This is a genomic window from Halorubrum sp. GN12_10-3_MGM (genome assembly GCF_005435235.1).
Lineage (GTDB): Archaea > Halobacteriota > Halobacteria > Halobacteriales > Haloferacaceae > Halorubrum > Halorubrum ezzemoulense.
Window position 1 is genome coordinate 165,966 of record NZ_SGUB01000002.1, and the last position, 15,436, is coordinate 181,401.

17 protein-coding genes are annotated in these 15,436 nt (G+C 69.6%); 5 read left to right on the top strand and 12 right to left on the bottom strand.

What is annotated here, in order from left to right; translation table 11 throughout:
- Position 1 precedes the first annotated feature (1 nt).
- The 6 genes from EXE47_RS02460 to rnz form a co-directional block, all read right to left on the bottom strand.
- Entirely contained in the window at positions 2-988 is a 987-nt protein-coding gene (locus EXE47_RS02460) for an alpha-ketoacid dehydrogenase subunit beta (protein ID WP_007345778.1), read from the bottom strand.
- Positions 989-2,092 carry a pyruvate dehydrogenase (acetyl-transferring) E1 component subunit alpha gene (gene pdhA / locus EXE47_RS02465; RefSeq protein WP_049932323.1) on the bottom strand — a complete coding sequence of 368 codons (1,104 nt, stop codon included), beginning with the start codon at positions 2,090-2,092 and terminating at the stop codon, positions 989-991.
- A 350-nt stretch (positions 2,093-2,442) separates the two neighbouring features.
- Entirely contained in the window at positions 2,443-2,847 is a 405-nt protein-coding gene (locus EXE47_RS02470) for a CopG family transcriptional regulator (RefSeq protein ID WP_049932250.1), read from the bottom strand.
- Between the two features lie 124 nt (positions 2,848-2,971).
- On the bottom strand, positions 2,972-3,604 hold the full coding sequence (locus EXE47_RS02475) for an RPA family protein (protein WP_049932248.1): 633 nt from the start codon (positions 3,602-3,604) through the stop codon (positions 2,972-2,974).
- A 1-nt stretch (position 3,605) separates the two neighbouring features.
- Entirely contained in the window at positions 3,606-4,532 is a 927-nt protein-coding gene (locus tag EXE47_RS02480; RefSeq protein ID WP_049932247.1) for a replication factor A, read from the bottom strand.
- Positions 4,533-4,836: 304 nt separating this feature from the next.
- On the bottom strand, positions 4,837-5,769 hold the full coding sequence (gene rnz / locus EXE47_RS02485; RefSeq protein WP_089308667.1) for a ribonuclease Z: 933 nt from the start codon (positions 5,767-5,769) through the stop codon (positions 4,837-4,839).
- Between the two features lie 117 nt (positions 5,770-5,886).
- Here rnz and EXE47_RS02490 point away from each other — a divergent pair, with 117 nt between their 5' ends.
- Positions 5,887-6,165: a hypothetical protein gene (locus tag EXE47_RS02490; RefSeq protein WP_049932243.1), complete on the top strand. Its 279-nt coding sequence runs from the start codon at positions 5,887-5,889 to the stop codon at positions 6,163-6,165.
- Positions 6,166-6,361: 196 nt separating this feature from the next.
- Positions 6,362-8,308: an ABC transporter ATP-binding protein gene (locus EXE47_RS02495; protein ID WP_089308668.1), complete on the top strand. Its 1,947-nt coding sequence runs from the start codon at positions 6,362-6,364 to the stop codon at positions 8,306-8,308.
- 46 nt (positions 8,309-8,354) lie between these two features.
- On the opposite strand, the gene EXE47_RS02500 is transcribed toward EXE47_RS02495, so the two are convergent.
- Positions 8,355-8,666 carry a hypothetical protein gene (locus tag EXE47_RS02500; protein WP_137707979.1) on the bottom strand — a complete coding sequence of 104 codons (312 nt, stop codon included), beginning with the start codon at positions 8,664-8,666 and terminating at the stop codon, positions 8,355-8,357.
- 176 nt (positions 8,667-8,842) lie between these two features.
- Between EXE47_RS02500 and EXE47_RS02505 the strand changes: the two genes are divergently transcribed.
- Positions 8,843-9,622: a creatininase family protein gene (locus EXE47_RS02505; RefSeq protein WP_086215299.1), complete on the top strand. Its 780-nt coding sequence runs from the start codon at positions 8,843-8,845 to the stop codon at positions 9,620-9,622.
- A gap of 20 nt (positions 9,623-9,642) precedes the next feature.
- Here EXE47_RS02505 and EXE47_RS02510 read toward each other — a convergent pair whose 3' ends face one another.
- The 3 genes from EXE47_RS02510 to EXE47_RS02520 all read right to left on the bottom strand — a co-directional run bounded on the left by EXE47_RS02510 (position 9,643) and on the right by EXE47_RS02520 (position 11,273).
- Positions 9,643-10,041, bottom strand: a complete 399-nt coding sequence (locus EXE47_RS02510; protein ID WP_089308671.1) for a DUF5790 family protein — start codon at positions 10,039-10,041, stop codon at positions 9,643-9,645.
- Positions 10,042-10,165: 124 nt separating this feature from the next.
- A complete protein-coding gene (locus EXE47_RS02515; protein ID WP_089308672.1) occupies positions 10,166-10,393 on the bottom strand; it encodes a hypothetical protein in 228 nt (75 codons plus the stop codon).
- 64 nt (positions 10,394-10,457) lie between these two features.
- Positions 10,458-11,273 (bottom strand): aldo/keto reductase, encoded by an 816-nt coding sequence (locus tag EXE47_RS02520; RefSeq protein ID WP_089308673.1) that lies wholly within the window; start codon positions 11,271-11,273, stop codon positions 10,458-10,460.
- Between the two features lie 198 nt (positions 11,274-11,471).
- Between EXE47_RS02520 and EXE47_RS02525 the strand changes: the two genes are divergently transcribed.
- Together EXE47_RS02525 and EXE47_RS02530 are read left to right on the top strand one after the other, a co-directional pair.
- Positions 11,472-13,148 (top strand): methyl-accepting chemotaxis protein, encoded by a 1,677-nt coding sequence (locus tag EXE47_RS02525; protein ID WP_089308674.1) that lies wholly within the window; start codon positions 11,472-11,474, stop codon positions 13,146-13,148.
- Position 13,149: 1 nt separating this feature from the next.
- Complete coding sequence (locus EXE47_RS02530; RefSeq protein WP_086215295.1) at positions 13,150-13,899, top strand: bacteriorhodopsin; 750 nt, start codon at positions 13,150-13,152, stop codon at positions 13,897-13,899.
- A gap of 22 nt (positions 13,900-13,921) precedes the next feature.
- Here the strand turns inward: EXE47_RS02530 and EXE47_RS02535 are convergent, their stop codons facing one another.
- A complete protein-coding gene (locus tag EXE47_RS02535; protein ID WP_137707980.1) occupies positions 13,922-14,980 on the bottom strand; it encodes an Lrp/AsnC family transcriptional regulator in 1,059 nt (352 codons plus the stop codon).
- A 141-nt stretch (positions 14,981-15,121) separates the two neighbouring features.
- Positions 15,122-15,280: a hypothetical protein gene (locus EXE47_RS18630; protein WP_167373093.1), complete on the bottom strand. Its 159-nt coding sequence runs from the start codon at positions 15,278-15,280 to the stop codon at positions 15,122-15,124.
- Positions 15,281-15,436: the final 156 nt, after the last annotated feature.

Here is a 15,436-nt window from a genome sequence, read left to right on the forward strand (position 1 = left end):
CTTAAAATTCGACCGCCTCCAAGATTCCGTCCTCGATGCGGGCGGCGGACGGGAGGTAGTAGTCCTCCAGCGCGTACAGCGGGTACGGCACGTCGAAGCCGGTGACGCGGCCGATCGGCGCCTCCTGGTACAGCAGCGCCTCCTCCTGAAGGATCGCCGTGATCTCGCCCGCGAGCCCGCCGGTCTTGGGGGCCTCGTGAACGACGACCGCGCGACCGGTCTTCTCGAACGCCTCGACGACCGCCTCGCGGTCGAGCGGGGAAATCGTGCGGAGGTCGACGACCTCGCACTCGATCCCCTCCTCCCCGAGCGTCTCGGCGGCCTCCAGCGTGGGGCGAGTCATCGCGCCGTAGGTGAAGACGGCCACGTCGTCGCCCTCGCGGCGCGTGGCCGCCTCGCCGATGGGGACCGTGTACGGCTCCTCGGGGACCTCCTCGCGGAACGCCCGGTAGATCAGCTTCGGTTCGAGGAATATCACCGGGTCGGGGTCGCGGATCGACGCCGCGAGCAGCCCCTTCGCCTCGTACGGCGTGGAGGGGATGACGACCTTCAGCCCGGCCTCGTGGGCGTAGAACGCCTCCTTCGACTCGGAGTGGTGTTCGGGCGCGCGGATCCCGCCGCCGTAGGGGGCACGTAGCGTCATGGGGAGCGTGAACCGCCCGCGGCTGCGGGTCCGGAACCGCGCCATGTGCGAGACGATCTGGTCGAAGCCGGGGTACATGAACCCGGAGAACTGGATCTCCGGGACCGGTCGCATCCCCATGGCGGCCATCCCGACCGCGGTGCCGACGATGCCCGACTCGGCCAGCGGCGTGTCGATCACCCGGTCGCCGCCGAACTCGTCGAACAGGCCCTCGGTCGCGCGGAAGACGCCGCCGTTCTTCCCGACGTCTTGCCCCATCACGACGACGTCGTCGTCCTCGCGCAGTTCGGTGTGTAGTCCGTCTCGTATCGCCTGTACCAGCGTGAGGTTCTGTGTCTCGGTCATTTACTCCTCCAGGAACGCCGCGTCGCCGCGCTCGTCGCGCAGGGCGGCGAACTCCTCGTACTGCCGCTCCAGCTCGGGCGGAAGCTCCGCGTACGCGTGTTCGAACAGCTCGCGCGGGTCGGGGCGCGCCATCGATTCAGCCTCGTCTATCGCGTCCGCGACCCGGGCCTCGACCGTCGACTCGATCTCCGCGACGCGCTCGTCGTCGAGGACCCCTTCGTCCCGGAGGTACGACTCCAGCCGGTCGATGGGGTCCTTCCGCTTCCAGCGCTCGACCTCGTCGTCGTCGCGGTAGACGGTCGGGTCGTCGGCGGTCGTGTGCGCGCCGAACCGGTACTGGACCGCCTCGATCAGCGTCGGCCGCGGCCGGTCGGTCTCGGGGTCGCGCGCCTTCTCTAAGGCCGCTTCCGTGACGCTGTACACCGCCAGCGGGTCCATGCCGTCGACCTGAACGCCGTCGATCCCGTACGCCTCCGCCTTCTGCGCCAGGGTCGCGCTCCGGGTCTGGCGCTCTCGCGGAACGGAGATCGCCCACTGGTTGTTGTTACAGAAGAAGACGGTCGGCGTGTCGAACACGCCGGCGAAGTTGATTCCCTCGTGGAAGTCGCCCTCGCTCGTCGCGCCGTCGCCGAAGTAGCAGACGAACGCGTCGTCCTCGCCGCGGAGCTTCGAGGCCCACGCGGCGCCCGTCGCGTGGGGGATCTGCGACGCGATGGGGACGGCGACCGGGAAGACGTTGACGTCCGTCGGCGCGTTGTTGCCGTCCTCGTGACCCATCCAGTAGAGCAGGGTCTGTTTCAGCGGGAGCCCGTGGACGAGGGCGGCGCCGTGTTCGCGGTACGACGGGACCATCCAGTCGTCGTCGTCGAGCGCGAACGCCGAGCCGATCTGGGCCCCCTCCTGGCCGGAGAGCGGGGGGTACGTCCCCATCCGCCCCTGTCGCTGGAGGCTCACCGCGCGGCCGTCGAAGTGACGCGCCAGCCGCATGTGCCTGTACATGTCGACGAGCGATTCGTCGTCGAGGTCCGGCACGTCGCCGACGACCTCGCCGTCCTCGTCGAGGACGCGAACCGTATCGTCGTACGCCCTATCGAACACGTTCACGGTCGAACCCACCTTCGCATGTAGGATCCCTTCACCGCCCGGGTAATATCGTTTTCGTAAATAATTTAGTATACTCAGAAATAGCGGCGTCGCTCTGAGAGACCGTCCATCAGACGGGTCGAGAATCGGACGTTTCTGAACAAACTCGGAGCATCACGGCAATATTTTCGCCAACATGGGCGGTTCAGCGGTTAGTAACGGACGAACAGGAAGGTTTTCGTCCGCGCGTCCGACCGTCATCGAAGTGCGGTCCGAACGTCGCGGACGGTCGGAGCGGACGGCGCCGTAGCTCAACGGTGGACGGGTCTCTCCCGGATCGACGGAGCGGTGGAAATGGAAGGAATCGGCGGCTACCCGAGGCGGAAAGCGGGTTCGTCCGGCTCGCCGTCGAGGTCTTCGAGCTGGATTACGTCGTCGTCCTCGTCCTCGAGCTGCTCCCGGAGGTGATTGACGTACCGCTTGTGCTCTTCGAGCTGCTCCCGGAGGTGTTCGGCCTCGAGTTCCAGCCGCTCGTGCTCGCGGACGAAGCTCTTCGGAACCTCGACTTTCGGGGGAAACGGCTCGCCGTCGTCGCCCGCGTCGGCCAGTTCCGACTCCGGGACGACCCGGACCTGGCCGTCGTGGGCAACGAGCGCGTCCACGTAGTCTCGGAACACCGCCGACAGCGAGATGTCCCGCTCCTCGGCGATGTCGCGAAGGGCCTCGAACGCGTCCTCGTTGACGCGGAACGAGATGGTCTTGTTCTTGTTGCCCATCGCCCGAAACGTGGGCGCGCGGATCACTTAATGGTTTGTCAGACAGTCGCAAGAAACGGCGAAAAGTGAGTCGTTACGGGGTGACGCGCCCGATCGGTTCGTCGAGGCGGTCGGCCGTCGCCGGTCAGGGCTCGGGCGTCCCGGCCGGGTCCGGCTCGTCGCCGGCGTCGCCGGCGAGCTCGTCGCCGCTCTCGTCGAGGTCCTCTAACGCCGACAGCGCGGCGGCCTTGTACGTCTCGGGGTCGAGGTCGTACTCCTCGCGGGCCATTCGCGCGTACTCGTTGCCCTCGTCGTCGAACGCGGCGACGCGCTCGACGGTACGGCGGGCGGTCTCCGCGACCCAGCGGTCGCGGGTGGCGGCGTCGACCTCGGTGATCGACTCGGGGCGGACGGACACTCGGACCGTGCCGTCGTCGGTCTCGTAGGTCCGGGGTTTCCCCACGACTGCGACGTAGGCCGGGGGCTCCAGGTCCCGGAGTTTGGAAGCGGCCTCGGGCTGGTACTGGCCGGCGTACACGAAGAACGTGCCCGTCGGGTCGACGATGCGACCGCGCCAGTACTCGCTGTCCTCGCCGACGTCCTCCTTCTCGGTGAGGGTGCCGACGAAGAACACGCGGTTCGAGGACTCGCCCGTCGGCAGCAGCGCGTAGACGGGGGCCCGCTCGTCGTCGGACTCGGTGAACGTGTAGCCGGCGTCGTTGAACTCGCTCGCGAACACGCGCCGGGCGACCTCTCGGGTGGGGGCTGACTGGCTCATTTCAAATCGACCTCGCTTCGATCAGCGCGCTTTCAACGTCGACGGTGCCGGGGTCCTCCATCTCGTCGACCAGGACGTACCGCCCGAAGGTCGGGCCGGTGACGCGGTAGTAGCGCCCGAGCACGTCCTCGCCCATCTCCTCGGCGACGACGGTAGTGTCGAGCGCGTCCATCGCCATGTCCTTGGCCTCCTCGAGGGTCATGCCGGTGAGATCCTCGGTGGCCTCGCGGTCGAAGATGACCTCGGTGACGGTCTCGCCGTCGTCGAGGACGCCCTTGATCCGCAGGTCGAACTCGCCCTCGACCTGACCGTGCTCGGAGCAGCGCCCGTTCTGGAGGACGCGCGTACAGTCCTCCTCGGGGCAGCGCTTGATCAGCCCGGAGCCGGACTGGATGTCGACCAGCGCGCCCTCGACGGTGTCGGCGTTGTCGCCGACCTCGATCGCTTCGTCGATCTCGGTGATACCGGTCGTCCGGTTGAGCTTCACCGAGTAGCTCCCCTCGTACTCGTCGGTGACGACGTTCGAGAGCTCGTACGCCTGTCCCTCCGTCAGCTCGGGGAGGTCGGAGGTCTCGAAGGCGACGAACTTGATCGTGCCCGACTCGTCGCCGAGGAGCCCGACCTGCGAGATGGAGTCGCTGCGGGGCTCCCACAGGTCGACCAGCTCGACGCGCAGGTCCACCCACTGCTCGTCCTCGTCGATGTCGTTGACGAGGACCTCCTCGCTGCCGCCGCGGCCGAGCTCGTCGCGCTCCATCCCGGCGTCTTCGAGGTAGCTGTTAGTGACGCTCCGGCTCGCCTCGTCGAGCGGCACGCGGTACTCGTCGACGAGCGTCGTCAGGCGCTCCTCGACGTCGTCGGGGTCGACGTCCGTGTGGTCCGAGAACTGTTCCGCTATCGCTTCCGCTTCCTGTCGCAGTTCGCTCATGGGGTGTCTCCGCCTCCGGTCTTGTTTCACTGGGAGGCGTACGGCCGTTGGTTCCTCACCGTATTAAAACGCCCGTGACCGCGGTGAAAGTGAACGTATCCGTCGAGAGCGCGCTTCTCTCCGGAGTTCTCCGGATCGGCGCCGGACCGACCGCGGATCAGATGCTCGGAAGACACCGGAGCGGCGGCGGCCGCGTCAGACGCGCGTCAGCCGTGCGCGGGCGCCGTTTCGAGTGGAACCGTCCCACGGGTTGCGGTAGCACGGAGGGGGACGAGCCGAACGGAGGAACGGGTGTTCGGGACCCTCACTCGTCGGCGTCGGGGAACGGCACCTCGATCAGGTCGCCGTCGTCGGGGAGCAGGCACTCGCCGTCGAACGCCTCGCGGGCGTCGCGGCGGATCGGGCGCGGGTCGGCGGCGTAGCGCGAGGAGATGTGGACCAAGGCGAGCCGCTTCGCGTCCGCGCGGTCGGCGATCGACCCCGCCTCGCCGCCGGTCGAGTGGGCCGTGTCGCGGGCGCGGTCGGCCATGTCGTCGGCGAAGGTGGCGTCGTGGATGAGCAGGTCGGCGTCCGCGGCCGCTTCGACCGTCGACTCGCGCGGGCGCGTGTCCGCGGTGTAGACAAGCTTCCGGCCCGGACGCGGCGGGCCGACGACCTGCTCCGGCTCAACGACCGTGCCGTCCTCGGCCTCGACCGGCTCGCCCCCGTGGAGGCGGCCGAACTTCGGCCCGACGGGGACGCCGAGCTCCTCCGCCTTCGGGCGGTCGAACCGGCCGGGGCGGTCGTCCTCCGCTAGGACGTACCCCTGCGAGACGGTGCGGTGTTCCGTCTCGAACGCGCGGATCTCGTACTCGTCGGTCTCGTGGGCGACCTCGCCGGGAGCGACCGGCTCGATCCGGATCGGGAAGGCGGGGTCGTGGCCGGCCGCGTGGACCAGGTCGCGGAGGTGCCCGCCGGTCCCCGGCGGGCAGTGGATCGTCAGCGGGTCGGTGCGGTCGTTGAACCCGAGCGTCTGGACGAGGCCGGGGATGCCGAGGACGTGGTCGCCGTGGAGGTGCGAGACGAACACGCGGTCGACGGCGAACCCGGTGCCGCTGCGCATCATCTCGCGCTGCGTGCCCTCGCCGCAGTCGAAGAGGAAGCGGTCGCCCTCGCGGTTGACGAAGACGGCGCTGGCCGCGCGCTCGACGGTGGGAACGGCGCCGCCCGTCCCGAGGAACGTGACGCGAAGAGACATGGCGACTCATCGGGTCGGCGGTTGTAAACCGGTGTCGATGCGGGGGAGGAGGGCGCCGGATCGGGCGGGCGGCCGATCGGTCGACACCCACATGAGTCCGGCCGCCCGAGAGCGACCATGCGAGAGCCGATCGCCGCCTTGGTCAGACAGGAGGGGTGGCGCGCGGAGGGCGCGGCCGCCCGCGTCCACTACGAGGGGGGCCGGGACCGGTACGCGGTGGAGTTTTACGCCGAGACGGGCCACGTCCTCTACTGGTCCGTCCCGACCGACGAAGACGAGGAGGGAACGGCGACGCCGGTCCCGCGGGACGGGGTGCCGGACCCGCTCCGGCGACGTGTGCGCGACGACCTCGACGAGGCCGGGATCGACACCGCCGTCGAGCGGCGCGAGCTCTGAGCCCGGCGCGCGGTCGGCGTGACCGAGGTCGCCGCGCGCGCCGGACTGACCGTCGGGTCGACCGCTGCGCCGACGCCGGTGACCGCGGTGGTTCCGGGAGAGATCACCCGATCGAACGGGTGTTACCGGCGTTTTCTGCCGACGTATTTCGGTTCGAAGGAAACCTATTTGCCCGCCTACCTGATACGAACTCGTGATGAGTGGCGTCGAATGGGAGGACGACGATCCCTTCGAGGAGCAGCGGGACAAGATAGAGAATCCGATGAAGCGGCTGTTCGTCGAGTACGGCCGCGACTACGTCCCGCAGGTGACCGTTGGGGTGTTCGCGAGCGTCTTCGCGCGGCTGCTCGACCTGCTCCCGCCGCTGATGCTCGGGATCGCCATCGACGCCGTGTTCTACGAGGACGCCCTGTTCAGCGAGCAGATCCCGCTCGTCGTCCTCCCCGACGCGTGGCTGCCGACGGGACAGACCGCGCAGTTCTGGTTCACCATCGCCGTCATCGGGGGCGCGTTCGGGATCGGGGCCGGGTTCCACTGGATCCGGAACTGGGGGTTCAACGCCTTCGCCCAGAACATCCAGCACGACGTCCGGACGGACACCTACGACAAGATGCAGCGGCTCAACATGGAGTTCTTCTCCGACAAGCAGACCGGGGAGATGATGTCGATCCTCTCGAACGACGTGAACCGGCTCGAACGGTTCCTCAACGACGGGATGAACTCCCTGTTCCGCCTGTCGGTGATGGTCGTCGGCATCGGCGTCCTCCTCTTCTGGATCAACTGGCAGCTCGCCTTAGTCGCGCTGCTGCCGGTGCCGATCATCGGCGGGTTCACCTACCTGTTCATCAGGATCATCCAGCCGAAGTACGCCGAGGTCCGCTCGTCGGTCGGGAAGATGAACTCCCGGCTGGAGAACAACCTCGGCGGCATCCAGGTGATCAAGTCGTCGAACACGGAGCCGTACGAGTCCGACCGCGTCGACGACGTGTCGATGGACTACTTCGACGCCAACTGGGACGCGATCACGACCCGGATCAAGTTCTTCCCGGGGCTCCGCGTGCTCGCCGGGGTCGGCTTCGTGGTGACGTTCATCATCGGCGGCCTCTGGGTGTTCCAGGAGACGCCGCCGGGACCGTTCACCGGCGAGCTCTCGGTGGGGATGTTCGTCGTCTTCATCCTCTACACCCAGCGGTTCATCTGGCCGATGGCGCAGTTCGGGCAGATCATCAACATGTACCAGCGCGCCCGCGCCTCCTCCGCGCGGATCTTCGGGCTGATGGACGAGCCGTCGCGGCTCGCCGAGGACCCGGGCGCGGAGGACCTGACGGTCGGCGACGGCGACGTGGTGTACGGCGACGTCTCCTTCGGCTACGACGACGAGACGATCGTCGAGGACGTCGACTTCGCCGTCGAGGGCGGCGAGACGCTCGCGCTGGTCGGCCCGACCGGCGCGGGGAAGTCGACCGTGCTCAAGCTGCTCCTCCGGATGTACGACGTCGACGAGGGGTCGATCGAGATCGACGGACAGGACGTCCGCGACGTGACGCTCAAGTCGCTCCGTCGCTCGATCGGCTACGTCGGGCAGTCCTCGTACCTGTTCTACGGGACGGTCCGCGAGAACATCACCTACGGTACCTTCGACGCCACCGACGAGGAGGTCCGCGAGGCCGCCGAGGCCGCCGAGGCGCACGAGTTCATCCAGAACCTCCCCGACGGCTACGACACCATGGTCGGCGAGCGCGGCGTGAAGCTCTCCGGCGGGCAGCGCCAGCGCGTCACCATCGCGCGGGCGGTGCTCAAGGACCCGGACATCCTCATCCTCGACGAGGCGACCTCGGACGTCGACACGGAGACGGAGATGCTGATCCAGCGCTCGCTCGACCGGCTCACCGAGGAGCGGACGACGTTCGCGATCGCCCACCGGCTCTCGACGATCAAGGACGCAGACACGATCCTCGTGTTGGAGGGCGGGCAGATCGCCGAGCGGGGGACGCACGACGAGCTGCTCGACAACGACGGGCTGTACGCGCACCTCTGGGGCGTTCAGGCGGGCGAGATCGACGAGCTCCCGCAGGAGTTCATCGACCGCGCGCAGGAGCGCACGGCGCGGATAGTCGAAGAGGCCGATACCGACGACGACTGATCGGGGCCGCGCGCCGAGCGGAACGGGGCGGGGCTCGACCGAAGAGTCACCGCGGAAGCCGCGTCCACTCGTCGGCGGCCGCCTCCGGGGACGCGTCGGCGTGCCCGAGCGCATCGAGAACGGCCTCGCGGACCTCCGACGGATCCCGAAACTGCGTCTCCTCGCGCCCTTCGAGCAGCCCGTCGAGCCGCGCCGTCCTCGCCGGCGTCTCCAACGTCGCGGCGCCGCACTGCTCTATCAGCTCCGCCGCGGTCACCGGATAGCGGTGTTCGCGGAGCGCCCGCTTCAGCGGGCCGAACGTCACGGCCGGAGCCGAGTCGTGTGCCCCCGTATTGTGATCCGCGTTGTCACCGCTCATGGAGCCGCGATCCGCGGGAAGCGTCATAATACCCCGGGAGCGGCCGCGGGGCGAGCGCCCATGTCTCGCGAGCGGTCGACCGCCCCTGCGCCGCGGCGACCACCAGACGCCGGCGGTGGCCACTCGGCATCGGCGATGACCGCCGGCTATACGACGCCGGCCACCGAGGCGTCGGTATGCGCCTCAGCGAGGTCACGTGGACCGACGTTCGCGACGCCGACGTCGACGTCGCGTTCCTCCCGGTCGGCAGCACGGAACAGCATGGGCCGCACGCCCCGCTCGGCACCGACGCGCTGAACGCCGTCGCGGTCGCGGAGGCGAGCGCGGACGCCTACGAGGAGACGGGAACGGACGACGAGGGGTCGGGCGGCGAGCCGGGAGCGGACCGCGGGGAGGTCGCGGTCGCGCCGCCGATCCCGGTCGGCGTCGCGGAGGAGCACCGCGCCTTCGACGGGACGATGTGGGTTTCCCCGGAGACGTTCCGGGCGTACGTCCGGGAGTCCGCGGAGTCGCTGGTCTCGCACGGGGTCGACCGCGTCGTGTTCGTCAACGGGCACGGGGGGAACGTCGAGGCGCTGGCGGAGGTCGCCCGCCGCTTCTCGCGCGACGACGCCCACGCGGGGTACGGGGTGGCGTTCACGTGGTTCGAGTCGGTCGGCGACCACGCGAGCGACATGGGTCACGCTGGCCCGCTGGAGACGGCGCTGCTGCGCGCGACGAATCCGGACTTGGTCCGCGAGGAGCGGGTCGACGATGCGAGCGCGGGCGCCGCCGACCGGTGGGGCGAGTGGGTGTCTGGGGTGAACCTCGCGCACGACTCTGCCGAGTTCACCGACAACGGCGTCGTCGGCGACCCGCGGGAGGGCGACGCCGAGCGGGGCGCGGTCCTGCTCGACCGCGCGAGCGCGGCGCTCGCGGCGCTGGCGGAAGCGGTCGCTGACCGGAAGTCGACGTAGGGCGCGGCCGGAGCGGAGGGTTACTCCTCGTCCGCCGCGTCCTGAAGCGCCCCGCGGATCGCGGGGACGGTGCCGGTGAGGGAGGCGACCTCGTCGGCGGCGCTCTCGATGTCGCCGACGAGCGATTCGAGCTCCTCGATCTCCGCTTTCAGGTCGGCGGCGTCCTCGAAGGCGTCGGCGCGCTCGCCGAGGACGTACGCCTTCTTCGCCGAGCGGACGCTGTCGACGGCGTCGCCGGCGTCGAGCGCGGATTTCAGTCCGTTGAGCGCGCCGAGGACGTTGTCCGCGTCCGTCTCCCACACCGCGTCCGGGTCCGGGAGTTCCTCGCGCGCCGCGGCGAGGTGCTCTTCGACCTCCGCGCGGGTCTCCGCGGCCGCCTCGCCGAACAGGTCGTCGTCATCGAACGTGGACTGGCCCATACCGGACCTGTCTCGCCCGCGCCTTTTAAAAACGCGCCCGAAAGCGGAAGTGAAACCGACGGAGAGGACGGGTCGAGTGCCGGATCGGGCGGGTCTCGCGTTCAGTTTCGGTCGGCCGGCGGGCTCAGATGCGAACGAGCAGCTCGACGGCGATCAGCGTCACGAGGAGGACGAGAAGGCCAGCGAGGACCGCGAGCGTCCGGAGCTGATCGAGCACCGCGTCCGTCCCGGGCGTCGCCGCGAGGAGGGCGGGACGGTCGCGGAGACCGGACTCGCCGTCCGCGTCCGAGTCGCCGCTCGGGGAGCCGCCGGCGGGAGGGCCGGCGTCGGTCCGCGAGTTCGGGTCCGGCACGGGCGGGGGTTCGATCCGAATCCTCGTTAAACCGACTATGAGGCCACAATACCGGTATTGAGCGTTACGGAGATCGGTCTCGGTTCCACGACGCCTCCTCGAAGTCGACGATCCGCTCGCGGCGGTCGAGCGCGTTGATCCGGGCGAGTTCCTCGTCCGTCAGGTCGATCTCGCGGGCCGCCCAGTTGTCCTCGACGTGGCCGAAGTCGGCCGCCTTCGGGATCGGCGCGACGCGCTCCTTCGAGAGCAGCCACGCGAGGCTCACCTGGGCCGGGGTCGCGTCGTGGGCCGCGGCTATCTCTCGGAGGGCGTCGACCTCGGCGACGCGGTTGCGCGCGATCGGCGAGTAGGCGACGAGCCAGTGGTCGTGTTCGACGGCGTACTCGCGGAGCCGCTCCTGTTGAAGCAGGGGGTGACACTCCACCTGGTGGGCGAACACGTCGTGGTCGAGGCGGTCGAGCGCCTCGTCGAGTTCGTCGGGCTCGAAGTTCGAGAGCCCGATCCGATCTATCACCCCGTCGTCGACGAGGTCGTCGAGCGCGGGCAGCGTCTCCGCGGGCTCGTAGGTGTTGATCGGCCAGTGGACGTACAGCAGGTCGATCGAGTCGACACCGAGCCGGTCGCGGCTGGCGCGGGCGGTCTCGACCGCGTCGTCGTACGAGAGGTTGTCCGTCGAGAGCTTCGTCGCGACGAACAGGTCCTCGCGGTCGCGGTCGCTCCGGTCGATCCCGTCGCCGACCGAGGCCTCGTTGTCGTACCCCTGGGCGGTGTCGACGTGGCGGTAGCCGGTCTCGATCGCGTGGGCGACGCCGGCCGCGCACTCCTCGCCGGCGGCCAGCTTGTACGTCCCGTATCCGAGTCTGTCGAAGGCGGTCACCATGCGCGTCCGTGCGGGCGGCGACGCCCTCAACGTACCGGTCCCGGCGGATCGGGGTGTCAGGCCCGGCGGCCTCGCGCACGTGCTCGCTTTCTGCTCGCCGAGCCGCCGGTACCGCCCGAGTCGACCGCGAGCAGAGTATCACTGGTAATATTCGGGGAGGAGTTATTATGACGATAGGATCTCTGCCGTTCGGTATACATGCAAGAGGGATCGGCCTCGGGCGTCCGATCGAGCTACGGTGCGAAGCTCGCTCTGTCGCTGATCGGGGTCATGGCGGTCTCAGTTTCGTACGGAGTCATCGTCTATCTACGCGCGGAGGGGACCGGCGCCGCGGGCGCCGAAGTGCGCTCCGGACTGGTCGGGATGACGCTGTTGACGGTGATCGGGCTCGCGCTCATCGGCGTCACCGTCGGCTCGAACACGGTCATCTCCCTGCGGCAACTGACTGACAAGGCCGAGCGGATGGCCGAGGGAGAGCTCGACGTGCGGCTCGACACCGGGCGAACCGACGAGATCGGGCGGCTGTTCCACGCGTTCGACGAGATGCGCGGTTCGCTGCGCTCGGAGATCTCCGACGCCGAAGCGGCCCGCGAGGAGGCGGAACGAGCGCGACGGGAGGCCGACACGCGCGCCGAGACGGTCGAACACAAGGCGACCGAGTACGAGTCCGCCATGCGCGCGCTCGCCGACGGCGACCTGACGCGCCGGGTCGACCCCGAGAGCGACAACGAGGCGATGGCGCGGGTGGGCGCCGCGTTCAACGAGATGGCCGACGAGCTGGAGGGGACGGTCGCGTCCGTCGCGACCGTCGCCGAGGACACCGCCGACGTGGCCGGGACCGTCGACGACCGCACGGAGGACCTGCGGGCGACGACAGGGACCGTGAGCGAGGCGGTCGAGGAGATCGCCGAGGGCGCGCGCACCCAGCGCGACGACCTGCGGGCGGCGACCGACGAGGCCGAGAACCTCGCGTCCTCGGCCGAGGAGGTCGCCTCCACCGTCACCGACGTGGCGGAGACCGCGGAACACGCGGCGGAGGTCGGCGACGAGGGTCGCGAGGCCGCCGAGGAGGCGCTCGCGGAGATGGACGCGGTCGAGGAGACGACCGCGGAGACGACCGCGGAGGTCGAGGCGCTCGCCGCGGAGGTCGAGGAGATCGGCGAGGTGGTCGACACCATCTCGGAGATCGCCGAGCAGACGAACCTGCTCGCGCTGAACGCCTCCATCGAGGCGGCCCGCTCCGGGGCCGACGGCGCCGGCTTCGCGGTCGTCGCCGAGGAGGTGAAGGCGCTGGCCGAGGAGACCCAGGAGTCGGCGAGCGAGATCGAGGCCCGGATCCGCTCCGTCCAGGAGCGCGCGGAGACGGGCGCCGACGCGATGGCGCGCACGGAACAGCGGATCTCGGCCGGCGTCGACACGGTCGAGACCTCGATCGACGCCCTCGAACGCCTCGCGGAGGCCTCCGAGCGCACCGACGCGAGCATGACCGAGATCACCCGGACGACGGAGACGCAGGCCGACTCCGTCGACGCGGTGGTCGGCCACGTCGAGGACGTCTCCGCGATCAGCGCGCAGACGGCCAGCGCGGCCGGCGACGTCACCGGTGCGGTCGACGAGCAGGAGCGGACCCTCGGGGCGGTCGAGACCGCGGCCGGGTCGCTATCCGACCGGGCGCTCGCGCTGCGCGACGCGGTCGACGACTTCGAGTTCGCGGCCGGCGACGGTCTCGGCGCCGCGGGCGACGGGACGAGCCGCGGCGCGGCGGCCGACGGCGCCACCGCCGTCCCCGACGGGGGAGGCGACGGCGACGGGAGCGAGTTTGACTTCTCGCGCGGCGGGGGCGACGACGCGCCCGCCGGGGAGGGGGTGAACTGAGATGCTCGTCGACACCACCGTCTGGGCGTGGATCGGCGCGCTCGCGATGGGCGCCGGAACGGTTCCCCCGCTGTGGGCGTGGCTCTCCGGATCGTCGGCGACCGACGAGTCGCACGGCGTCTACTACGGGACCCTCGCCGGCGTCACCGGCGTCGCGGCGCTCGCGTACCTCGCGATGGCGCTCGGCGTCGGCACGCTGTCGACGGCGGCCGGCGAGCTGGAGGTCGTCCGGTACGTCGACTGGCTCGTGACCACGCCGCTCATACTCCTCTACCTCGGGCTGCTCGCCCGCCCGTCCCGACGGGTGCTCACCGGGCTGATCGGCGTCGACGTGGTGGTCATCGCCGGCGGGGTCACCGCCGCCGCCACCGGCGGAGCGGTGTCGTGGGCCGCCTTCGCCGTCGGCGGAGCCGCGTACCTCGCGCTCGTCTACGGGCTGCTCGTCGCGCTCCCGCGGTCGGCATCGGCGGAGGGCGACCGGGTCCGCGCCGTCTTCGGCACGCTGCGGAACATCACCGTGGTGCTGTGGACGCTGTACCCGGTCGTGTGGCTGCTCGCGCCCACCGGCTTCGGCCTGCTGACATCCGCGACGGAGATGCTCGTGTTCGTCTACCTCGACATCGTCTCGAAGGTCGGCTTCGTCGTCATCGCGGTCGCGGGCGCGGACGCGCTCGACCGCCTCGGCGCCGATGAGTTCGCCGCCGCCGACTCGGCGGCAGAGGAGCGGACGGCCGCCCTCGGCGACGACTGAGCCGCGGAGATTTTTTCCTGCGTTACGCGTCGTCCGCGACGAGGTCCTCGTAGCGCGCGCCGGTCTGTTTCAGCGTCTCGGTCGAGTAGAGTCGCTCGTGGTCGAACGGGAGGTGGTCGGTCGCCAGCTCGTCGATCTTCGCGTCGACCGCCTCCGCCTCCCGACCGTGGATCATCGTGAACAGGTTGTACTCCCACTCCTGGTCGGGGCGACGCGGGCGGTGGTAACAGAGCGTGACGTACGGGAGGCTGCCGACCGCCTCGCCGCGCTCGTCGAGTTCCTCGTCCGGCACGTCCCAGACCACCATACAGTTGTTCGTGAAGCCGGTGACGACGTGGTTGACGACGCAACCGATCCGCTTGATACAGCCGTCAGCGAGGAGGCGCTCGACCGCCGCGAGCACGTCGTCGACGGGCGCGTCGATCTCGTTCGCCACGTCGGCGTAGGGGGTCACGGACAGCGGGAAGCCGTCCTGGATCGCCAAGAGGAGGTCCGCTTCGAGCGGGCTCAGGTCGCCGCGCGCGTCCTCGGAGATGCGGGTGGCGGAGACGTCGGTGTGGTCGAGCGACTCCCGCGCGAACCGGTCGGCGTTGACTACGGGGAACTCAAGGTCGATGTAGTAGTCCGTGAGCATCGGGAGCGCCAGCACCTCGCAGCCGGTTCGCTCCTCGATCTCCGCGAGGATCTCGTCGCGCTTCTCGCGGGAGCCCGCGGTGACGACGAACCACTGGTTCCACTCGTGGTCGCGGCGGTAGTTGTGGTTCACCTGCCGGTACCCGTTGATCACCTCGGCGACCTCGTCGAACCGGTCGTCCGGCGCGCGCACCGCCGCGAGCGTCGACGAGCCGATGACCGGCGGGTTGAGGACCGCGCCGAACCGGCGGAACACGCCGCGCTCGCGGAGGTCGCGGACGCGGTCGAGGAGGTCGTCGGCGTCGACCGCGACGCCCGTCTCGGCCGCGATCTCGCGGGCGACCCGCTCGAACGGACGGCGTTCGACGGGGAAGCCGCTCTGGTACTCGTCGATGAGGGCCGCGTCGACCGCGTCGAGGTCGGCCCGCCAGTCGGCGTCCAAACTCATTGGAAACGCTTGGGGCGGAGTGTACGTACGGGTTTCGGAGGGCGCCGATCGTCAGGGCGACACCACGTTCGGGGCGGAGCGTCGGTCGGGGTGGAGCGTCGGTCGTCGGCGGGGGGCCTCGCCGGGCGTCGCGACGGTGATTCAGTCGTCGGCGGGGGCCTCGCCGGGCGTCGGCGCGAACGCCCGGGCGCTCTTCTCCAACTGCGCCGTCGAGCAGCCGCCGACGGTCGCGGCCTGTTCGAGCGTCAGCGTGCGGGACCGATACAGCGTGAGCGCGGTGGCGACGGATTTGGACGTCATCGGGTACGATCGCTAACTATCTGGACAAGCATATAACTCTAACGCTATTTTGACTCTGATACGGCACACTTACAGAGCAAGTTTAGCGTTTATTCACATATATCCTTACAGAACAAGACATTCGTTCATTTGTACTGTGTGGGTGAGTACCACAGA